This is a genomic window from Desulfobulbus sp., from assembly GCF_030824455.1.
Lineage (GTDB): Bacteria > Desulfobacterota > Desulfobulbia > Desulfobulbales > Desulfobulbaceae > Desulfobulbus.
This window is the reverse complement of the sequence record NZ_JAVBXR010000010.1, coordinates 49,834-72,528: the sequence shown is the minus strand read 5'-3', so window position 1 is coordinate 72,528 and position 22,695 is coordinate 49,834. Positions and strand designations below refer to the sequence as shown.

General features: G+C 56.6%; 16 protein-coding genes. 8 read left to right on the top strand and 8 right to left on the bottom strand.

The window, feature by feature from the left end; all coding sequences use genetic code 11:
- Positions 1-132: 132 nt before the first annotated feature.
- Complete coding sequence (locus RCH93_RS01340; RefSeq protein ID WP_306546351.1) at positions 133-354, bottom strand: hypothetical protein; 222 nt, start codon at positions 352-354, stop codon at positions 133-135.
- 210 nt (positions 355-564) lie between these two features.
- Here RCH93_RS01340 and RCH93_RS01335 point away from each other — a divergent pair, with 210 nt between their 5' ends.
- The 8 genes from RCH93_RS01335 to RCH93_RS01300 all read left to right on the top strand — a co-directional run bounded on the left by RCH93_RS01335 (position 565) and on the right by RCH93_RS01300 (position 8,240).
- On the top strand, positions 565-837 hold the full coding sequence (locus RCH93_RS01335) for a FeoA family protein (RefSeq protein ID WP_306546349.1): 273 nt from the start codon (positions 565-567) through the stop codon (positions 835-837).
- A gap of 3 nt (positions 838-840) precedes the next feature.
- Positions 841-1,080: a FeoA family protein gene (locus tag RCH93_RS01330; RefSeq protein WP_306546347.1), complete on the top strand. Its 240-nt coding sequence runs from the start codon at positions 841-843 to the stop codon at positions 1,078-1,080.
- Positions 1,077-3,440 carry a Fe(2+) transporter permease subunit FeoB gene (feoB, locus tag RCH93_RS01325; protein ID WP_306546345.1) on the top strand — a complete coding sequence of 788 codons (2,364 nt, stop codon included), beginning with the start codon at positions 1,077-1,079 and terminating at the stop codon, positions 3,438-3,440. The genes RCH93_RS01330 and feoB overlap by 4 nt, the downstream gene beginning before the upstream one ends.
- 10 nt (positions 3,441-3,450) lie before the next feature.
- Positions 3,451-3,672 carry a FeoC-like transcriptional regulator gene (locus tag RCH93_RS01320; RefSeq protein ID WP_306546344.1) on the top strand — a complete coding sequence of 74 codons (222 nt, stop codon included), beginning with the start codon at positions 3,451-3,453 and terminating at the stop codon, positions 3,670-3,672.
- Positions 3,673-3,772: 100 nt separating this feature from the next.
- A complete protein-coding gene (locus RCH93_RS01315) occupies positions 3,773-5,023 on the top strand; it encodes an LbtU family siderophore porin (RefSeq protein ID WP_306546342.1) in 1,251 nt (416 codons plus the stop codon).
- A 188-nt stretch (positions 5,024-5,211) separates the two neighbouring features.
- Entirely contained in the window at positions 5,212-5,694 is a 483-nt protein-coding gene (locus RCH93_RS01310) for a flavodoxin domain-containing protein (RefSeq protein WP_306546340.1), read from the top strand.
- 169 nt (positions 5,695-5,863) lie between these two features.
- Entirely contained in the window at positions 5,864-6,550 is a 687-nt protein-coding gene (locus RCH93_RS01305) for an HD-GYP domain-containing protein (protein WP_306546338.1), read from the top strand.
- 328 nt (positions 6,551-6,878) lie between these two features.
- Positions 6,879-8,240 carry an alginate export family protein gene (locus RCH93_RS01300; protein ID WP_306546335.1) on the top strand — a complete coding sequence of 454 codons (1,362 nt, stop codon included), beginning with the start codon at positions 6,879-6,881 and terminating at the stop codon, positions 8,238-8,240.
- 322 nt (positions 8,241-8,562) lie between these two features.
- Here the strand turns inward: RCH93_RS01300 and RCH93_RS01295 are convergent, their stop codons facing one another.
- From RCH93_RS01295 to RCH93_RS01265, 7 genes are all read right to left on the bottom strand, one after another.
- Positions 8,563-13,344 (bottom strand): PAS domain S-box protein, encoded by a 4,782-nt coding sequence (locus RCH93_RS01295; protein ID WP_306546334.1) that lies wholly within the window; start codon positions 13,342-13,344, stop codon positions 8,563-8,565.
- Positions 13,345-13,644: 300 nt separating this feature from the next.
- Positions 13,645-15,315 (bottom strand): methyl-accepting chemotaxis protein, encoded by a 1,671-nt coding sequence (locus tag RCH93_RS01290; RefSeq protein WP_306546332.1) that lies wholly within the window; start codon positions 15,313-15,315, stop codon positions 13,645-13,647.
- Between the two features lie 273 nt (positions 15,316-15,588).
- Positions 15,589-16,041, bottom strand: a complete 453-nt coding sequence (locus tag RCH93_RS01285) for a chemotaxis protein CheW (RefSeq protein WP_306546330.1) — start codon at positions 16,039-16,041, stop codon at positions 15,589-15,591.
- A 23-nt stretch (positions 16,042-16,064) separates the two neighbouring features.
- On the bottom strand, positions 16,065-18,773 hold the full coding sequence (locus tag RCH93_RS01280) for a chemotaxis protein CheW (RefSeq protein ID WP_306546328.1): 2,709 nt from the start codon (positions 18,771-18,773) through the stop codon (positions 16,065-16,067).
- Positions 18,774-19,120: 347 nt separating this feature from the next.
- Positions 19,121-20,590: a sigma-54 dependent transcriptional regulator gene (locus RCH93_RS01275; RefSeq protein ID WP_306546326.1), complete on the bottom strand. Its 1,470-nt coding sequence runs from the start codon at positions 20,588-20,590 to the stop codon at positions 19,121-19,123.
- Between the two features lie 125 nt (positions 20,591-20,715).
- Positions 20,716-21,342 carry a cyclase family protein gene (locus tag RCH93_RS01270; protein ID WP_306546324.1) on the bottom strand — a complete coding sequence of 209 codons (627 nt, stop codon included), beginning with the start codon at positions 21,340-21,342 and terminating at the stop codon, positions 20,716-20,718.
- Entirely contained in the window at positions 21,339-22,694 is a 1,356-nt protein-coding gene (locus RCH93_RS01265) for a glucose-6-phosphate dehydrogenase (RefSeq protein ID WP_306546322.1), read from the bottom strand. Before RCH93_RS01265 ends, RCH93_RS01270 begins: the two co-directional genes overlap by 4 nt.
- Position 22,695 lies beyond the last annotated feature (1 nt).

Here is a 22,695-nt window from a genome sequence, read left to right as displayed (position 1 = left end):
GTAAATGACGGAGCATCGCCAGGAATCGCGATTCCGCTGAAAACCACAGCCGTGTTCCGCCCGGTTTCAAATCAGTGTAATTGATAAAAAACTAACATTAAGCAAAATAATACTTAAAAGTGACTGTTATTTCTACAAAACTTGCCCATAAAAAGACAATCTATTTTGCCTTAGATTGCGTTCAATTAAATTGAACGTTGTTTGTAACCAATCGACCTGGAATGGTATTTCAGGATCACCACCCTGACGGCAGTTCAGGATACAGGTCAGAAAAAAAAATTCAACAGAATAGCGCGCTCCTGAGGCAAGGAACTTCCCCTCCACAAACCCACCATCAAGCAGGCTATCCCGCATTGTCCACACCTTTTTGGCGCCACAGGGTTGGCGCTGGCCAACCCTCCCGTTACCGACGCCACATTTAATTTCTACGTTAAAATAATTTTAGCCATGCCTATAAAATATCTTGACACCTTACGCCAACAAGGTAGATTTGCCCCCGTGTTAGTTACAGCTAAACAGTGCCGCGCAACGCGTCGCAGTCCGAGATTCAAACCAGGAGAAAAAATGCACCGCAGACATTGTCCCTTGCGCCGCGACAACGCGACGACGCCTTCATTCCCCCTGGCCATGGCCGGCGAAGGCGAACGAGTACAGATCGTGCTGTTCCGCAGCGGAACCATGATGCAGGAACGCTTGCTCAGCATGGGCATCAACCTTCACGATGAGATCCTGGTGATCCAAAAACAAAACGGTGGGGCCACACTCATCGAAAAATCGGGCACCCGGTACGCCCTTGGCGGCGGAATGGCCCATAAAATCAACGTAATCAGGTGTTAAAACATGGAACAGACATTGGCTGACATCTCCGTGGGGGAGACAGGCACGGTCCTTGGCTTTGTCAAGGGCACGCAGGCGTATCGACAAAAACTGCTGGCCATGGGATTGATCAAAGGCGCGGAATTTCAGGTGGCGCGGGTGGCCCCCATGGGCGACCCGGTTGAAATTCGGGTGCGGGGGTTCAACCTCAGCCTGCGCAAGGACGAGGCCAAGGCGCTGCTGGTGGGGAGGGCTGGTCAATGAAACAGCTTGTCATCGGTGTGGTCGGCAACCCCAACTGCGGCAAAACCACCCTGTTCAACTGCTTTACCGGGGCAAAACAGCGGGTCGGCAACTGGCCTGGCGTCACCGTGGACCGCAAATCCGGGGCCTACCGGTTTGAAGACGGCAAGGTTGAGGTTATCGACACGCCGGGCATTTATTCCCTGGCGGCCTCGTCCCTGGACGAACAAGTAACCCGGGATTTCATTCTGTCGCGCGAGGCCGATCTGATCGTCAACATCGTGGACGCCTCCAACATCGAACGCAATCTGTATCTCACCAGTCAGCTGCTGGAGATGCGGGTTCCGATGCTCATCGCCCTCAATATGATGGATATGGCGGCGGAGCGGCGGCTGGAAATCGACGTGCAGGGCTTGGCGCAACGCCTGGGTTGCCCGGTGGTTCCGCTGACCGCCTCAAAAAATCAGGGCATTGACGAACTCAAGGCCGCCATCCGCGACGCCGCCGGAAAAACCGACCTGCCAATCGCCGAAACCCTCTACCCGCCGCTGGTTCAGGAGGCCCGGGAACAATTGGCGAAGGATCTCCAGGATATCTGCGCGGTCAACAGAATCGATCCGAGCTGGCTGGCCCTGAAACTGCTTGAAGGCGACGAGCAACCGGCCAAACACATCGTTTTGGGCGAAACCATTGCAACCCGAATCGCCACGCTTCGCGCCGCCGTCGAACAGCAGGAGGACGAGGAGATCGACATTGTCATCGCCTCGGCCCGCTACGGTTTTATCTCCTGGCTCACCCAGGATTTGATCAAAAACCGGGGCCAACTCAACACCACCCTTTCCGACCGGATCGACCGGGTCGTGCTCAGCCGGATTTTCGGCATCCCCATTTTTCTGGCGGCCATGTACCTGATGTTCATGTTCACCATCAATCTCGGCGGGGCCTTCATCGACTTTTTCGATCAGCTGGCCGGGACCATTTTTGTTGACGGCTTTGCCGAGGTTTTGGGCGGCTTGGGCGCACCTGAGTGGCTGATTGCGGCGCTGGCCACCGGGATCGGCGGCGGCGTCCAGACCATGGCCACCTTTATCCCGCCGATCGGCTTTATGTTTCTCTTTCTCTCCTTCCTCGAGGATTCGGGCTACATGGCCCGCGCCGCCTTTGTCATGGACCGGTTCATGCGCTTCATCGGCCTGCCGGGCAAGGCCTTTGTGCCGATGCTGGTGGGATTTGGCTGCAACGTGCCGGCGATCATGGCCACCCGCACCCTCGAGAACGAGCGCGACCGCACCCTGACCGTGATGATGAACCCGTTCATGTCCTGCGGCGCCCGCCTACCGGTGTACGCGCTCTTTGCCGCCGCCTTTTTCCCCACCGGCGGGCAGAATCTGGTGTTTCTGCTCTACCTGGTGGGGATCGGATTCGCGGTGCTCACCGGATTGATTCTTAAAAACACCCTACTCAAGGGCGAGGTCACCCCCTTTGTCATGGAGATGCCGCCCTACCACCTGCCCACCGCGCAGTCGGTGCTGCTTCGGGCCTATGATCGCCTCAAGACCTTTCTGTTCCGGGCCGGCAAGGTGCTGATTCCGGTGATCATGGTGCTGTCGTTCCTCAACTCTCTGGGCACGGACGGCAGTTTCGGCAACGAGGACACCGACAAATCCGCCCTGGCCTCGATGAGCAAGGTGATCACCCCGGTGCTCAAACCTTTGGGCGTAACCGAAGAGAATTGGCCGGCCACGGTTGGCATATTTACCGGCATTTTTGCCAAGGAAGCAGTGGTTGGGACGCTGGACGCCCTATATACGGGCCTTGACCAGCAAGCGGCGACAAGTGAGGACGCGCCTGAACAAGAGGCCTTTGATTTTTGGGGCGGCATTAGCTCCGCCTTTGCCACTATCCCGGAAAACCTGCTGGGCGTGCTCGACACCGTTGCCGATCCGCTCGGGCTCTCGGTAGGCGACCTCAGCGACACCTCCGTTGCCGCCGAGGAACAGGAGGTCAGCGTCGCCACCTTTGGCTCCATGGTGAAACTGTTCGGCAGCCAAAGCGCCGCCTTTGCCTATCTGCTCTTTGTTCTGCTCTATTTTCCCTGCAGCGCCGCGATTGCAGCGGTCTATCGGGAAACAACCCTGGCCTGGACCGCTTTTGCCGGATTTTGGACCACCTTCCTGGCGTATCTGGCCTCCACCCTGTTTTACCAGACGGCAAATTTTTCGGCCCATCCCGGCTACTCCCTGCTGGTGATTGCCGCCGACCTGGGCGTCTTTGCCAGCGCGATCTTCGTGATGAAATTCCTGAGCGCAGGCCGACGCACGCCGCAAGGGGCCTTGGCCAATGCGGCGACCGCCGCCCCAGGCCTTGCCGGCAAGCAATGAGAGGCAACCCATGGATTTAATCCAGTTGAAACGCTATCTGCGCGAACGAAAAATCACCCCCTTGCAGGATGCCGCCTACCATTTCAAGGTCGACGTCGAAACAATCCGACCCTTGCTCAATGTCTGGATCGCCAAAGGCAAGGTGCACAAACGCAGCGAAACCGGCGGAGCCTGCAAAGGCTGCTGCAAATGCGATCCTGCGACCGTGGAAACCTATGAATGGATCGACTGATTTTTTGGGATTGCGCTGAAAAATTTTATTTATTATCAAACAGATTTGAAGTTATTACATAAATTAAAAAAATAACACCATCAACAAAGAGGAACAACCAATGACCAAAAAACTCCATCGACGCCTTGCTTTGACAACGGCCGGCATGCTGTGCCTGCTGAACACCCTTCCCGCTCAAGCGGCTCCCGCGAAGAGCGAGATAGAACAGCTGAAACAACAGGTGCAAATGTTGATGCAGCAGAATCAACAACTGAATCAGCGACTCACCGACATGGAAAAGGGCATGCAGAGCAAGCCCGCCACAACGCCCGAAAAAGCGGTCATCGAGGAAGAAGTCGCCCGTCAGCTCAAAGAAAAAAAGAGCGGCCCAAACATCAATGAGTATGTCAGTTTAAGCGGTTCCATCGAGGGAGATTACAAACTGTCGCAAGGCCGGGACGGCGCGAACAAGAGCGAGTTTGTCCTTGACACCGTCGAGCTGATTTTAGACGCCAAGCTCACCGATTGGGCCACTGGTAAAATTGTTGTCGATTACGACGGCGACGACGAGGATCGCCTGTACCTTGACGAAGGCCACATCACCCTTGGCAATACCGAGGAATTCCCTTTCTTCCTGACCGGCGGCAAAATTTATGCGCCCTTTGGCGATTACTCCACCAACATGATTCAAGATCCCCTGACGCAAACGGTGGGCGAAATTAATCCGAAGGGCGTTATTGCCGGCTACGAACACAACGGCATCACGGCAACCGTCTTCAGTTACAACGGCATGGACGAAGGCGACGAAGACAACGACACCATCAACGGATTTGGCGCATCGCTGGGATACAGTTATGAAGAAGAAGGCAAATCCCTTCAGGCCGGGGTTTCCTGGGTGAGCAACATTGGCGATTCCAGCGGCATCACCGATTATCTAGAAAGCGATGAAGACGGCAAGACGGCCATCTCTTCCATCACGGACGAAGTGCCCGGCCTGAGCCTCAATCTTGGCGGCAGCTACGGGGCCTTCTCGCTGATCACCGAATACACAACCGCTCTCGACAGTTTTACCGCCGCTGAACTTGCCTTTGGCGACAACGGGGCCGAGCCCAGCGCCTGGAACAGCGAACTCGCCTACACCACCGCCATAATGGACAAGGAAACCGTCTTTGCCGTTGGATACCAGAAATCCTGGGAGGCCTATGCGTTGGACACTCCCGAACACCGCTACATCACCTCGGCGTCGATGACTGTTTTCGAAGGAACCAAGGTTATTCTTGAGTACTACCTCGACGAGTTCTACGATCAAGATCCTGATGCAATCAATGACGACGGCTACGGCTTCACCACCAGATTAGCCTACGAATTTTAACGTTTTTTAAATAATTTAAGGCAACTCTTCTGCTCTGGGAAAAGCTCTTTTCCCAGAGCTTTTTTTGGAACTCTGTGATTAGCCAAAGCTAAAAACTTTGGGGAGTTATGAACAGCGCCTCCCGTCGATAACCACCGGAGACCTTGTTCGGCAACACATTGCGCAAAACGTAGATCAAGGAACAGATCATGGCAAAAGCACTTATTGTTTTTGGCTCCACCACGGGCAACACGGCAACGGTTGCCAGGCAAATCGGACACATTTTCACGCAAGAGGGAATAGACGTGCGCATCCAAAATGTCCGCACCATAAAGACAGAAGAGGTGGGGCGTAGTTTTGACATAACGCTGCTGGGAGCTTCGAGCAGGGGCAATATTGACACGATTGCATTCCAGGAGGATTTTGCCCCTCTTTATGAAGACATCCGCAAGGCCGACATTAAAAATCAAAAAGTGGCGCTCTTTGGCTGCGGCGACTCCACGCGCGAATATTTTTGCGGCGCGGTTGATTTGCTCCAAGAAAAAATTGGGGATCTCGGCGGCATAGTCGTTAATGAATCCTTGCGGGTCGATGGCGATCCCCAGGCAGCCTTGGCGACCATCATCCAGTGGGCCTTGGACGTGGCCAGCGAAACCTGCCAGGCGTCGGCGCCGCCAATACAGTTAGAGTGACGCCTCGCAAGGCAACGGTTGCCGCTTGCTCACGCGACGGTTTTCGCTCAAGCCGGAACCATGCCTACAAAAGGCCTGTCGCGGTGAACACGCAGGGGAACCACCTGGGCGACAGTCGTCAAAACAAATAGTATCCAAACGGCAAAACGTCGTTTGGGCGGAGATTTGCATGACCTGCTTTAAAGACCTAGACTTTCATCTTTTTATTGAGAGTCTCATTCGCACCATCGAGATCAAAGACATGTATACTGCCGGTCATTCCAGACGAGTGTCAGAAATTGCGGAACTCATGTGCAAGGGATTGCACATGTCCGACCAGCATTGCGATTATTTGCATGTTGTTGGTCATCTCCACGATATTGGCAAAATTGGCATAGCCGAAGGCATACTGATGAAATCGGGAAAATTGAGCAAAGCTGAATACTACCTGATGCAGCAGCATTCGGAAATTGGGGCCTCAATTTTTGAAAACCTCCCTGGTCTGGAAAAAATGGGGAAAATCATCCGGCATCATCACGAACGCTTTGACGGCAAAGGATATCCCGACCATCTCCGGCATGACGAAATCCCCCTGGAATCGGCCATCATTGCCATTGCCGATTCGTTTGACGCCATGACCACGTTCCGGCCGTACAAGCGGGCCATGACGGCCGAACAGGCCCTAGCTGAAATTGAGAGGAACCGGGGAACGCAATTTCATCCCGACCTCTGCGATTTGTTCATCGATCTGTTTGGGGCCAATCAAGACAAACTGGCCGCCATGACCCACGAATATGTTCAAATGTATTCCACAGGTTACGTCCCGTTCAATTCAAGAGGCACGGCAATGGAAATTCCGGCAACACTCTGCAGTTAACGCCCTCTCTCCCCTCCAAACCTCCCACTGAGCCACGATCAAGGGAACGCATAAGGGCGAGACACACAGAAAACGCCGAAGCGGAATGCGCCTATCGTTGGGTTTCATGTCAGAGGAACTTGTGATTGTTTTTGTTTCTTGTTAGGAGTGCATTAGTATGGTATTTTGGCCATTTTTTCACTTAATAGCAGCAGATGTTTAATTAACATACTGATGTTATTAAAAAATTACAGCATTGACGTCTCAGTTTTTTGAACAAAAACGTCTGGATATTGCTGCGCACTCTTACACAGAACAATTTCAACCCACTAAAGGAGAGCTACGACCAATGAACACCCTCGTCAAACACCCCTTATCGGCAGCTTGCGCCTCAGTTTTGCTCTCAGCCACGCTCATGGCAGGGCACGTTCAGGCGGAAGAAGCAACCGAAGCCAATCCGCTCCAGTTCTACACCGGAGATAACGGCAGCTATGCAAAAGTGACTCTGGAGGCTGACCTGGGATTTTTCACCCAGGGCAACTCCAATTTCGGAGCGTCTACGGATTCAGACTCCTGGTGGGAATCACTGATCCGTCCGGGCCTTGACGTCAGCTACACGCTGCCCAGCAGCCAGAGAATCTACGGACTCATTGACGCCGTGCAGGCCAACACCTTTGGCGGCATCGACGCCGGCGGCACCAATGCATCCGATTGGGCACAGGGCGACGTCCATGATCTCCGTATCGACCATGCCTATGTTGGATGGCGTTCAGGCAATCTTTTCAATTCGCTCGGGGAAGATTTTCTGGATCTTTCCTTTGGCCGCCAGAATTATGTTGCAGGCGACGGCTTTCTTTTCGCCAGCCAGGGATACGGCGGATTCAACCGCGCCGCCTACTGGATTGGTGGCCGCAAAAGCGCTGAATACGCCGGCATTGCACGGATGAAAAGCGGCAACTGGTCGGGCGACCTAGTCTACTTCGAGGCTGACGACAGAAAGGAAACCGACACGCAGGTCGGTGGCGGCAACCTGAACTATGCGGTTGAGAAAGTCGCCAACATCGGCGGCGGATTCTACTCCATCAGTTCCGACCTCGAGTCCAGGGATTCGATGAAAGTCTACAACGTCCGCGGCGGCATTTATCCATTTGCTTTGGCGGACGGCGCGCCGGCTCTCAAGACGTTCAAGATTGACGCCGAGTATGTGCATGAAGCGGCTGACGGCAACTATGACAACGGCAACGCCTGGTACATTGCGCCCAGCTATCAGTTTGAAGCAATGCCGTGGACACCGACCCTCACCTATCGTTACGCAAGTTTTAACGAGAATTACGATTCCCTCTTCTATGGCTCGTCTGATTGGGGCAACTGGTATCAGGGGGAAATTCTGGGCGAGTACATCATAGACAACTCCAACCTTAAGTCGCACATGATTAAATTGAAGGTTCAGCCAACCGAATCGGTTGCCGTCAATTTGATTTACTACAAGTTCATGATTGATGATACAGCTACAGCTTCAGACATATATAGCAAGACAGTAACAAGCGACAGCCTTGCCGATGAATATAACTTAATTGTCGACTGGACCGTCAACCCCCACCTCTCGGTTTCCGTTGTCGGCGCCATTGCTGATCCCGACGACGCTGCAGCCGAGATTTTCGGCGACGACACCTGGTCATACATGATGCTTTTCGGCTGCATCAAGTTTTAACCCGCCAGCCAGCCGTACTTGGGACGCTGCAGGAGCATTGGCGCACACAGCAAAAAAACCTGATTAAATTGCAGCAACCCATGCAAAGGTAAAACGCGGGAGAGGCGCTTCACACAGCCTCTCCCGCGTTTTTGTTTTTCAAGCCTGTTGTTGCACTGCAACAGCGCGATTGAGCCCATGCGCATTGCAAGGGATCAGGGGGCATCTGTGGCCCCTTCCCTGAACCCGGCCTGACGGTTCAATGAACAAACCACCACACTCCCGAGATCTCCATACCAGACACAGCGCAACGAATGGCGCCTGTCTGCACAAGATCACATGTTCAACAAGTTCTACTGTGCAGCGCTGCGGCCACAGCCTGAGCCAAGTCGCTGGTGTTGACGGGTTTCATGAGAAATTGATGGATGCCATGGTATGCTGCAGACTGCTTACTGACGATTTCACTGTACCCGGTGCAGAGAATGATCGGCAGATCTTTGTCGATTTGTCTCACTTCCCGGACAAGTTGCACGCCGGTCATCTCGGGCATGGTTTGATCGGTAATCAGCAGGTCATAGTTATGAGGCGCGGCGGCAAACATTTGCAAGACATTGGTGCTGCTCAGGCTGGCAGTGACATGGTAACCAAGCAGTTGCAAACTTTCTTGAATAACTTCCAGGAAAAAGGGTTCGTCATCGACCAGCAGCACACGTTCGCCCCTTCCCATGGGGAGCGGCGGCAAAATGCCGCCATTAGGGGCCGCGTTTTCTTGGGTGAGCGGCAGATAGATATCGAACCGCGTCCCCGTACCGATTGCGGATTCAATCTCAATCAGGCCCTGATGGCTCTTGATGATACCCAAGACCACCGCCATGCCCAACCCGGTGCCCTCGTTGACGTTCTTTGTGGTGAAATAGGGCTCGAAGATTCGTTCCAGTACCGCCGGGGACATGCCGCAACCTGTATCGATCACCTGAAGTTGGATATACTCCCCCGCTGGGATGGCCATGGACAGGAACTGGCGAGGTTCATCAAGGAATATTTTATCCAGGGCTATGGTCAATTGACCGCCCTTCTCCCCCATTGCATGGAGGGCATTGGTGGCCAGATTCATCACCACCTGATGCATCTGGGTGGAATCACCAAGAATACGGCCTGACACCTGCGCCATTTGCTGCCGGATGGTGATCGTGCTCGGCAAGGTCGAACTCAGCAATTGGATGGATTCTTCAATCACCGGCACAAGGTCGAACGGTTCCATGACCGTGGCGGTGTGGCGGCTGAAGCGCAGGATCTGCTGGACCAGGTTTTTTGCCCGGTTGCCGCCCTCCAGCACCCTTTGCAGGTTGTCGCGAATTTTTGCATCCATGGCCGAATCGGCCCGATAGAGCGCCAACTCGGTGTAGCCGATGATCCCACCTAAAATATTGTTGAAATCATGGGCAATTCCACCGGCCAGCGTCCCGATGGCCTCGCTCCTCTGGGCATGGATCACCTGTTTTTCGAGAGCGGCCTTTTCTTCGGCCAGGGCCAGTTCCTTGCTCAAGTTGTGGATAAAAACCCCTATGTAAATCGGGTTGCTTTGCTCGTCGACCACCAGCCAGCCCTTGGCCATCACCGGCACGAGGGCGCCGTCCTTTGTCGTGTATGAAAACCGGATCGGCTGATCCTGGGCAATTCCCGACTTGAAGGCGAGGATGGCCTCGACGATCCGGGCCTGATCCTCGGAAGGCACGAACTCCCTGAAGTGTTGCTGGACCATTTCCTCATGGCAGTAGCCACTTTCCCGCAAGAATGCCCGGTTGACATCCAAAATCGTCCCGTGAAAGTTAACGAGCAGGATACCGTCAGGGTTGGTGTTGAAAAAAGAACGGAACCGGAATTCGCTTTCACGCAGGGCAGATTCCGTTTGCTTCCATTCGGTAATGTCGCGGACAATGCACTGCAGGCAGGTCTCGCCCGTGAGGTCAACGGCGCTCATGCGCATATCGGAATGGAACAGGGCGCCATCGAGCCGGAGGTGTACCCATTCAAATTGTTGGGGACGGCCCTGCAGCGCCTCGTGGATGTAGCCCATGCCGTGTTCGGCAAAGGTACGTCCGTCCGGCTGGAGCCTCGGTGAAAAGAATTGCGGCGACATGCCAACGAACTGATCGCGACTCCCCCTGAACATCTCCAGGGTCTTGATGTTGCAATCAACAACCACATCCTCCTTGAGGATAAAAATAGCGTCGCTGCCTGATTCAAACAGGGTTCGGTAGCGCCTTTCGCTCTCCATAAGCGCGAACTCAGCCAATTTACGATTGGTAATGTCGGTATTGATACCGGTGACCAGGAGAGGGGCTCCGTCTTGATCCCGTTCCACAACCTTGCCCCGACTGACTATCCACCGCCAATGGCCATCGCGGTGGCGCATCCGATATTCAACCACCTTTTGAGCATTGTCCGGCGAGGACATCAACTGCCTGAGGGCTTCGACCGCAGCCGGATAGTCTTCGGGATGACAGAGCTCGGCCCAGCTATCGGCGGTCATGGGCAGTTCCCTATCGTCGTATCCAAGCATTTCGTACCAGCGGGGGCTGTAATAGGTACGCGAGGCCTTGGGATACCACTCCCAGATCGCGTCGGTGGTGGCGGAAAAGGCGTGAGCCAACCGTGCCTCGCTTTGTCGCAATGCCTCTTCCGCAAGTTTTTGGGCGGTGACATCCTTCAACGTGCCCAACATGCGAACCGACTTGCCCAGCTCATCGTAAAGATAGGCGCCCTCTTCGTAGACATCATAATAGGTCTGGTCCGCCTTGCGGAATCGATAGGTGGCTGAATACAGTGACCGATCACGGCGGGCGACCTCTATCAGGCCAAGGGTCGTGGCTCGGTCATCGGGATGAATGCGGTCAACCCAGCCAGTAAACCCATGACTGTTAAACGCTTCCGCTGAATAGCCGGTGATCTCCTTGATCCGGCCGGACCACAAGATGGATCCGGAAGCCACATCGTAATCGTAGATCAATTGGCCGCTCAGCTCGGCGGTTTGACGAAATCGCTGTTCGCTGTCCTGCAGCGATTGCAGCATGGCCACCCGTTCGCTGATATCCTGGATGGCCACTGCGGCCCCGACTGCGGGATTGCTGCGATCGAGCGGAGCGGCAAACAGAGAGACGTGGCGTAGTATACCGTCTTGCCGCTTGAATTTGGTTTCAACATAACTGTTGCCCCGCTCCCAAAGCGTATCGTAGAGAGCTCGGCCCACCCGGACAAATTCCTCCTCGGTTTCGTACAGAGTACGAGAAGATTGGTTGAGTAGATCAGCCACGGTATACCCGGTGATGGTGGTGATTTGGTCGTTGACCACCTGGAAGCAGCGATCTTTGAGGATGACCAACCCCACCGGCACCGCCTGAAAGAGGCTGCTCAACACATTTTCGTGGTGCCGCAACTGTTCTTCCATCTGTTTTCGGGCCGTGATGTCGATGAACATGCTGATCACGCAAGGTTCGCCGCCTGCTTGAAATACAGCGGAAGAATAGAGGATGTGGCGTTGGGTTCCATCGATTGTGCTACCTAAGGCCTCCTGGTTGTGGAGACTTCCCGTTGCCAGCAGCTGCGTCCTCGCCTCCCGGCTTTTTTTGAGTTGGGCAGGGGGAAGAAAGTCTTCAGGCGTTTTACCCAGAATATCGTCACGCTTTCTGCCGCCGCTCATTTGTTCGTACGCCGGATTAGCGTCCAGATACACCCCATCACCGAGACGGTTGATGACAATGCCATAGGGGGCGTGTTCAAAAATAGCCCGCCAGGCCGATTCTCGCTCTTCCAGGGCGCGTCTGTTTTGGTTGCGTTCGGTCATATCGCGCAGCAGGACGAGCAGATGGGGCGCACCCGCCAGATCGAACCCACTTAAAGAAACCTCGGTTTCCCGGATACTGCCATCGGGGAGAAGAATGTCCCAATCAAATTGTTGGCGACTCTGCTGCTTGGCGGCGGTAAGCCATTGTTCGGTACGTGCAACCGAGGGGTGGCCGTCCCCTTGCGTGGGGGGCGACAAGGCCGCAAACCCCGCGCCGAGCACATCCTGCCTTGATCGCTGAAACAGGCGCAGGGCCTCATCATTGCATTCGATGACCACGCCTCCGGCCAAGAGGAGAATGGCATCGCTGGCGCTTTCAAACAACGCCCGATAGCGCTGTTCGCTGGACAGGAGTCGCTCTTCGATGGCCTTTCGTTCGGATATGTCAATATAGACGCTCCGGACACCGACAACCTCGTCATCCACTGAAATCGGCTGGGAGTAGACCAAAGCTGCGCCCCTGGATCCTTCCTTGCCGATCAAGGGATACTCCGTTGGTTCCAGTTGCTGGCCCTTGAACATCAGTTGCAGACGTTGCTTGATCTTGGGGTGCAACTGCGGCGGCGCCAGGGAAAAAAAATCGATACCCTGGTCAAGCTCCGCCGCAGTGCGATTAAAATGGTGCAGGGCGGTTTTATTCGCCGACACCATGCGGCCATCACGATCAATTTCATAGACCACCACGGGGAAGGAATCGAGCAAGTGCTGATACCGCTGCTCGCTCTTGTGCAGCTTTTGGGCGGTCTGTCGCTCTAGGAGAGTCAGACGTCCCATCTCCGCCAGCAGCTCAACCATGATTTCCAACCGATCGGTCAACCCGGCCAGGGCCTCATCGGTCATAACCGGAGGCGTGGCCGGGCCGCTGATATCGCCAATCGCGGTCTCTTGGCGGTCCCCCTCGCCTTCCGCACATGACCCGGTACTTGCGGCACATCGAGAAAACATGCCGATAAAAATGCTCCCCAGATGGATGTTGTCGATCATGATAGGGGCGCCGATGGCACTCAAGCCATTGTCGCAGGTATGGAGCGTGGTTTTTTCCCACGAAGAAGGCTGGGGTTCCAGAAATGGGTTGGCTGCCAAGCAGTTCCGAAACGAATGGACGGAGCAGGTTGCCCCCTGAATGCCGTACCGACAGGACCAATCCGCCTCAAAAACAACCTCCCCATGTGGATCGATGAGACAACATCCCATTTCGATGGAGGCGCTGAACCGGCGCAGAGCCGATTGCAGCCTGTGGATGGGAAGCAACTGGTCAAAGGGCGGGATTGTTTGCATCATGGCTCGTCATGAAAATAGGAGGGTGTGTTTTGCACGGGCCCGGAAATTTAGCTGTATCAATCGCTGTTGGTAAAAACCGCTGTCTCAACCCAACAGAGGTTGGTTTGGGGGCATGGGGGTATTCGGTTTTGATCTGGGTGATCTCGACCACCATATTCAGTAACGCCATCGCTCACCGGTGGAGCGTCCACAATGCTTTGCAGAACAATATCGATGAAAGTCTTGGTCGTTGACAAATGTAATGCAGCCCCCCAGGAAAACAACCGCTTGGCTGTCCCCCAGGGGCCTGCCGCCTTTTGCTTACACCTTGAACTGCTTGACCAGTTGTTCCAAATGGGCGGCCAATTGGGCCAGTCCCTGGGCACTGTTTTGCACCTGGCCGCTGCCGTCGCCCACCTGGGACGATTGCTGGTTAATGCTGGCGATGTCGCGGGTGATATCGGTAATGACCACCGTGCTCTGGGCCACGTTTTCGTTGACCTCGGCAATGCCTTGGGAAGCCTGGGCAATGTTGCCGGCAATTTCGCCGGTGGCTGCGGACTGCTCTTCTACCGCCGTGGCGATGCCGTTGATCACATGATTGATCTCGACAATAATGGTGGAGATCTTCTCGATGTCTGCCACCGTGGTGGAGGTGGTGGTCTGCATATCACCGATCTGGTTCTTGATGTCTACCGTGGCCGCGGCAGTCTGACGGGCCAGTTCCTTGATCTCGTTGGCCACCACCGCAAAGCCCTTGCCCGCCTCGCCGGCCCGGGCCGCCTCGATGGTGGCGTTCAAAGCCAGCAGGTTGGTCTGCTCGGAAATCTCGGTAATGGTTTCGGTCACCCTACCGATCTTGCGGGCCGCCTCGCCCAAGGCAGTCATCTTGTCCGAGGTGAGCCGCGATTGCGTGACTGCGCCCTCGCTGATGGCACGCGCCTTTTCTGCGCTTTGGGCGATCTCTCCCACGGTAGAGGTCATCTCCTCGGTGGAAGAGGCCACCATGTTGACGTTGCTGGTCGACTGCTCCATGGCGGCCGAGACCGACTGCATGTTGGTGCTCATCTCCTCGGTGGCGGCGGCCACGGTAGCGGCCTTGTCGGAGGTGTCCTTGGCGGCGGAAGACAGTTGGCGAGACACCGCCGCCATGTCGTTGGAGGCGGCGCCCAGCTGGTCAACACCGGCGATGATGTTGCGGATCATTCCGGCCACCTGGGTGGCCATGCTATTGACCGAGTTGGCCATTTGACCGATTTCGTCCTTCTGGTCGGTGACCATAGTGTTGGTGAAATCCCCCTGGGCCATGATCTCGGCCAGGGCTGCGGCTTTGCGTATCGGCACGGTGATCGACCGAACAAGCAGGAAGGCGATCAATACGCTGAAACCTACGGCAGCGGCCAGGCACAGGGAAATGACCCGGGTCGCTGTGGAGGCGCCGCGCTCGGCTTCTTGGCCAGCCTGTTGGGCTTTTTCGGACTCATATTCGTTGAATTCATTCAAGGCCTTGAAATATTCGCCTTGGATCAGGCGGAAATCGCCCATCAGCAGGGTCTTGGCCTCCTGGAGGCGATCTTTTTTGATCAGGTCGAGCAAGGTCTCGAGGTGGCGGGAGAAGATCGGCCGGATGTCGGTGATCATCTTCGTCAACAAGACCCGCCCTTGTCCCTGCTTCACCGTTTTATCGAGTTCCTCCAGGATGTCGCTCGCAATCTTGCGTGCCTCGGCAATCCGTTGGAACTCCATGGCCGTAAGATTCTTGTCATTGTCGATGAGCAGGAGATTGCGCGACGCCCGGGCTACGATATTGACGTTGTCGATCAAATGGTTGGCCTGCTCGACCTTGACCAGCCGATCGTTGACCAATATATGGATATCATCGTTCAAGTCGTGGATTTTTTTGATACCATAACCGCCCACCAGCACCATCAACACCAGCAGAATGCCAAAGCCGCAGCTCAGCCGCGTTCCGATCTTCAAATTGTTTAACACTGTTACACTCCTTTGCAAGTATTTCGGGTGCGGCCTCGTGATGACCCCGATCCCGTCTTCATCAATAAAAAGGGCGAACCCCTTTCTCCTCTGAGTTGACAGCCGCCCAATGGGTTGGCGCGTGTGGTATTGATGCTCCAACCCCCGCAGTCCCGTCATTGGCGCGGGCTGTTTTTCTGCAGATACACGTGGTGGCTCCGGTAAGGGCGCCATGCCGAAGTGCCAACCTTTCACGGTTGGTTGTGGCCGGCCAATCTGGCTTGGCCACGCGGGTCAGTTGTCATCGAGACTAAGGACCTTGTCGATGTCGAGCAGGCCGATGAGGCGATGTTCTCGTTTGCAGACCCCGGTGAAGAAACGCCCCTGGATGCCTCGCATGTTGGCGGGCGGGGGCTCTTGTTCGCGGAAATCGACGCTGACCACGTCGCTGATCCGGTGCACCAAGATGCCGACCTTGCCGCCGGCGCTGTTGACGATAATCACCCGGCACTGAGAATCCGGCTCGGTGGAGCCCAGCCCCAGTCGTCGGGCCAGGTCGAGCACGGTGACGATCTGGCCCCGCAGGTTGAGGATGCCAAGCACGTCGGCCGGCGCCTGCGGCGCCCGGGTGAGTTGGCTGAGCTTGTTGATCTCCTGGATCTGGCGGATCTCCATGCCGCAGAGGGCCTCGCCCACCTGAAAGGTGGCCAGTTCGACGCGGCTGTCCTGGGGGGATGATGGGGTCATGCGGGCTCCTTGCTCCTCGTGCATCAGGCGGCGACCGTGGCCCGGAGGTAGCGGCAGACGCCCTCCACCAGCCGCTCCCGGTCCAGTTTGATATGGTATTCCTCAACCCCGGCGGCCTTGCCCCGGGCAATGTCCTCCTCGGCGGCCAGGGTGGTCAGGGCGATGACCGGCAGGTGGCCGAACTGCTGGGAATGCTTGATCCTTCTGGTCAACTCGAAGCCGTCCAGGTTGGGCATCTCGATATCGGTGACCACCAGGCCGATGACCTTGTGGTGGGCCTCCAACAGCTTCCAGGCATCGAGGCCGTCGACCGCGTCCACAACCCGGAAGCCGGCCTGCTCCAGATAGCTGCGCACCTGGGTGCGGAAGAACTCGGAATCGTCGACGATGAGGACCAAAGGCGCATTCTCGTTGCCGCAGGCAGCCCCATCCTCGAACCAGTCGGGATGCAGGGTTTCCACCAGCTCGAAGATGTCGACCAGCATGGTGGTGGTCCCGCCGATGATGGCCGAGCCCATGATGCCGGTCTGCTTCAAGGTGACCGCGTCGATCTCCGCCGAGACCTCGATGGCGTCCACCGGACCACTGGCCAGCAGGCCGACGTCCTTGCCCTTGAGATGGAAGACGATGACCAGCAGATTGTCCTGGTCGGCCAGGGGCAGCACTGCGGCCGCCTCGTCGACGCTGAGCAACGGCAGGCTGCCGCCCCGGTACTGCATCACCCGGCGGTTGCCGATGGCTTCGATCTGGGACCGGTTGATCTTCTCCACCCGCTCCACCAGACTCAGAGGCACGGCGAACTGCTCTTCCTGGGCGCTGCGGAAGGTGAGCAGCGCCTGCTGGTCCTGGCTTTTAAGCAGGGTTTCCCGTGCCAGTTCGCCCGCCCGCCGGGAGCCCTCCAGGGAGGTTAACCGGGCCATCAAGGCCAGGTGGGCGATGTCGAGGATCAAGGCGATGCGGCCGTCGCCCATGATGGTGGCCCCGGCATAGCCCTGGCAGCTCTGGAGATGGCGACCGAGCGGCTTGATGACGATCTCTTCCGAGTCGAGCAGACGGTCGACGATCAGGCCATAGCGGAACGCCCCGGTCGTAACCACCACGATATTGAGGGCGCTGGACGGGCTCTGCCGACGGTCGGCGTCCCGGCGCTCCGGCCGCGGCTCAGGATCGCGGACGGCGGGCGCGGCGGGGTCGAACAGCGGCGAGGTCCGCGAGCGGCGGTCGGCGATGTTGTGGCGGCGATCGCCGCGGGTGCAGCCTGCTTCCTCGTCGTAATAGATCCGCTCGATCCTCAGGACATCGGACAAACGGATCAGCGGCAGGAGGGTGCCCCGCAGCCGGACCACCTCGGCGTCGCCCACCCGCTCGATCCGCTCCTTGATCTGCGCAGCGGGGATGCGCAGCAGTTCTTCGAGGTTGGCTTGAGGGATGGCGTAGCGCTCGTTCCCGGTCATGATGATCTGACAGGGAATGATCGCCAGGGTGAGCGGCAGCTTGATGGCGATGCGGGCGCCTTGGCCAACCACCGAGTCGATCTCCAGGGTCCCGCCCAGTTGGTCGAGGTTGGTCTTGACCACATCCATGCCCACGCCCCGGCCGGACACGTCGGTAACCCGGGCGGCGGTGGAGAAACCCGGCAGGAGGATGAGGTTGAGCTTCTCCTTGGCCGACATCAATTTGGCCTGGTCAGCGGAGATCAGCCCCTTGGCCATTGCCGTGGCCGCCAGTTGGTCGCCGTCGATTCCCCGGCCGTCGTCGTTGATCTCGATCACCACCTGGCCGGCGGCATGATAGGCTTTGAGCACCAGGACGCCGTGCCCCGGCTTGCCCTGGCTCCGCCGCTCCCCTGGGGGCTCGATGCCGTGGTCGACGCTGTTGCGCACCAGGTGGGTGAGTGGGTCGCTGATCGCCTCGATGATGGTCTTGTCGAGTTCCACCTCCTTGCCGACCAGGTGGAGTTCCACCTCCTTGCCCAGTTTCTTGGCCAGATCCCGCACCATCCGCGGAAATTTGCCCAGGACATTACCGATGGGCTGCATCCGGGTGAGCATGATCGCCCCTTGCAGCTCGGAGGTCACCAGGTCAATGCGCTGCCCCACCGCCTCGGCCTCGTGAACCGCGCCGGAGCCGATGGTCTGCAGCAGTTGGTTGCGCGACAACACCAGTTCGCCCGCCAGATTCATCAGCTGGTCGAGCAGGGCCACCGACACCCGGATACTGGTCTCCGGCTTGCCGGCAGCCGCCTCATCGTCTGGCTGCGGTGTTTCATCGCCAGTGGATGGAGGAACCATTGCCGCCGGGGCAGCCGACCACTCCTCGGGGGGGCGAGGGGCGACCGGCTGTTCCCCGGCGGCGATGGCATTCAAGGCGGCGACGGGGCCGCTGATATCGGTCTCGTTGCTGCAGGAGACATCAGCCAGCAGTTGCTTGAGCCTGTCCGTGGCCAGCAGCAGGGCGTTGATCACCTCCGGGGTGGGGGTCAGCTTGCGGGTGCGCACCAGGCTGAGCACGTTCTCCGCCGCATGGGCCAGGTTCTGGAGTACATGCAAACCCACGAAACCGGCGCCCCCCTTGATGGAGTGGATCGACCGGAACACCTTGTTGATCCGCTCCTTGTCATTCACTGCCCCGCCCTGCTCGATGGCAAGAAGGTCGCCCTCGATATCGGCCAGCTGTTCAACCGACTCTTCGACGAACGCTCCAAGGAGCTCGTCGTCTTCGCTACTGCTCATGCATGTTTCCTTGCTGAAATGGATCTGGAGCGCCAGAGCTGGCCCCCGGCATGTTTCACTTTTCTGCAAATAACCGTATGCGGGGCCAGGCTTGGCCCGAGCGGGCGTCTTCCTTTGGGTGCTGCTGAAAATGATTGCCCGTCTTCTGCAATGGTATGCTGTAGAGCGAAATCCATACCATTTCGGAAATCTTCTTTTTGTGACAACAAATTAAAGAGTTACATCTTCAAGAGAGGGGGGCAACGGTGAGACGGGAGAGAATTTCCAGAAAAACTGGACAGCAAGCTATCCAGTGGTCCAGAAACAGTAGACGTGGCAAGTTGAACGCAGGGAAGACTGCGCACAACTTATTTCGTGGTCGGATCGTGATCGGGAAGGTGTTCTGGTTTGCCTGAACAGGGAATGGTTGAAGCGGTGAGAGCGTGCATCTTCAATAGATTATACAGGTGAGAGCGGCTGAATTGAGCCATAGCGCAGGCAGCGCTGATGTCGCCATCTGCTTCCTGCAACAGACTTTGCAGGTAATGTTTTTCTATGGTGTCAAGCAGCACGCGGCGGTATTCCTTGTATGGAAGAAGCGTACCCGTTGGAGAATGCGGGGGCGGCGGTTGGAAGTGATTGTGGGGTTCGTTCTTACTCGACACCATGGATCGAATGTGGTGCAGCCGAATTTCCGGAGAGAGGTGAACGGGGTAAAGCGCTGGATTATAGGGGTCGGAAAGAATCGCTTTTTCAAGCACATTGCGAAGCTCGCGAATATTTCCAGGCCAGGGATAGGCGTTCAGGGTTTCAAGAGTTTCGGGAAGGATACCTTTGATAGGAAAATGATGGCGCCGACAAATTGTCAGGACAAAACTCATGGCGAGTTTTTCGATATCAGCATCTCGTTCGCGGAGCGGCGGCAAATGGAGGGTGAACGCAGCGAGGCGAAAGTACAGATCTTGGCGGAACTGCCCCAAGTGCGCCATTTCCTTAAGGTTACGGTTGGTGGCTGCAATCAGTCTGAAATCGCTTTTCAGTTCACGAACTTTACCCACCGGCCTGAATGTCCGCTCATGGAGAACACGAAGCAGACTTTTTTGCAAATCGAGAGAGATTTCGCCGATTTCATCAAGAAAAAGGGTTCCCCCATCAGCCTGTTCAATCAGGCCTTGACGATCACAATCGGCTCCGGTGAACGCGCCTTTTGCATGGCCAAAGAGGATGCTGGCCACTAATTGGTCGGGCAGATTGGTACAGTCGACCACTACAAAGGGTTTATGTGCGCGGGGACTGTTGTTGTGGATGGCTTGGGCGAACAATTCCTTACCCGTGCCCGTTTCACCGGTAATCAACACCCCCGTATCGGTGCTCGAGCACTGGGCAACTTGGTTGAGGCAGGAGATAACACCTGCACTTGTGCCGATGATTTCATCGCGCTTGAGGATGACCTTGCTTGCGCATTGTCTCTTCTTTTCGTGATATTCCAGGGCACGGTTGATTTGCAGGATGATTTCTTGTCTGTTCAGAGGTTTTTGCAGATAATTCCACGCGCCATTTTTAATCGCCAACTCCGCGCCGTTGGCGTCTCCCATGCCGGTAACAATGACGACCTCTGGCGGGGAAGGCAACCTGTTAATATAAGGCAAAACATCAAGGCCGTTGCCATCAGGCAATCGGACATCCAAAAAAACCAGATCCGTTGATTGTGCGGCAAGTTTTGCTTTCCCTTCCTCGACACTGGCGGCGTCACTGGCCTCATGGCCGAGCAATGAGCAATATTCCAAGAGAATATCGCGAAAATGGGGATCATCATCAATAACGAGAACGTGTGCCATGGGTTACCCCTTCAATGAGCTTCCGCGCCCGACCATCCGATGCGTGATGCACCGCTCTCCAGCGCGTGAGGCATGCAGCGCGAATTGTGCGCTGCAGCCGTCGGCCGCCTCATCCTTCTCTGCAATCATTGAGCAAGGGCATACACCAGCACCGGTTCGGCTTCCACGCCCTGTATGCCCAGGGTGAAGGCCGCGCATCGGCGACGGCCGCCTGTGATCCGCGACAAATCCAGCCCCTCAATGATCAAGATGTCCCTCTCCAGCAACTGAATGTGGGTCGGATGACTGGGTTGCGCCCTTTCGATCCCCGGCTGATCGATGCCGACAAAGAGCAGTGGATATCCGACCAGCCAAATCGCCGCCTCGGTTGTCAGCCACGGAAACAGGGGGTCAAAGACCTCAAGGGGCTGCTCGCGGGTGCGGAAAAACACGGCTTCGATCCCATCCATGGGAATATTTTGCACCTGCGCAAGGGTGATGGAGAGCGGAGCTTCGGGACAAAGATCAAGGACATAAACGGAAAATTCGACGGGAAACCGCTGGTAATCGCTGGAACACTTGCCGCCGGCAATGGCGTGCAGCGGATAATCAACATGGGCGCCGGTGTGCAAAGGCAGGCGCAGGGTGCTCTCGTGCATGCCATGGCGGGCAAAATCCCTGGTGATTTCAATCACCGGCCGTTTTTCGTCGAGGTTCTTGTACACGGCCATCTGTTCGCTGATCGGCGGCGAAAGCGCCTGCCAGTGCATCATGTCGCACCTCCTTGTTCACGCATGTCCCAAACGCCGGGAGGATACACCACAAGGCCATGCTCCCTGGCGGCGGCCTGAATTTCATCGGCAATCCGCCACTGGGCCTGCAACTCGGCAAATCCGGCGAACAGCGTTTTATCGCCAGACCAAGCGTCTTTGAGCAGTTTGACATAAGCCTCGGGCTTGTTGCCGATCATCCTGCAACTGTGGCAATAATCGGCAGTTACCGGCTCAACGCCGTACCCGTATCCCGGAGTTTTGGAATTAAACCGCAACTGCACCCCTTCCTGGGGAAACACCTCAATCACCAACTGGTTCGGCGCAGCCTCCAGGGTTTCGCTGCAGTTCAGGCACAGACGGGTCGGACGAAAATGGAGGCGAATTTCGGTTCTTTTCTCGCCCAGTTTTTTCCCGGTGCGGACAACAAACCGGGTTCCCTGCCATTGCGGCGCATCAATCCGCAGCGTGGCCTCCACAAAGGTCTCGGTGGTCGATCCAGGGACCTGGGCGGCGTATCCTGCATACTGCCCGATGACCGGCGGATGGAGCGAATCGAGGCGCATCTGCTTAAGGACGTCGATCTTGGCCCGGCGAATGGACTCGGGTTCCAGGGTCTGCGGTGTGTCCATAGCCACCAACGCCGCCATTTGCAGCAGGTGACTCTGCACCATGTCGTTGACGGCGCCGGCTCGGTCGTAATACTCCAGCCGTTCCTCCACCCCCGAGGTCTCAATGCTGATCACCTCCACCGTCTCAATGGCCCCGCCGTGCCAGCTTTCGGTGAAAATCCGGTTGGCAAAGCGGATGGTCAGGATGTTGCGGATCATCTCCTTGCCCAGGTAGTGATCGATGCGGTACATCTGCTCTTCCGCCGCCAAAGGCAGCAGACGCTGCTGAATGGCGGCAGCCGATTCCAGACTCTCGCCAAAGGGCTTTTCCAGCAGCAGTCGATGCTCAGGGTTGCCGGTCGCAAAAAGCCCGGCCGCCTGCAACTGGTCGATTATGGGGACAACGTCCTCCGGTTTGACGGCCAAAAAAAACAACCGTTTTGCCGCCGGATCAAAACCTTCCGCAACGATGCGGGCCGCCAAGCTATGGTAGGCGGCGGCATCGTCAAACGTAAGACGGTGATAGTCAATCGCCTTTTTCAACCCTTCGTTCAGGCGGAAGTTCCCCTTGGCCTCGACAAAGGCATGGTAGCCAGGCCCGTCCAAGGGCCTGCGTCCCAGGCACCAAATCCGCTCAAAGGGGATATTGTCTTTGGACCATTGCTGCAACGCGGGAAGTATTTTTTTGGCCGCCAGATCGCCGGTAGCCCCAAAAATGCACAGAAGCGCGCCCCTGCTCTCCATG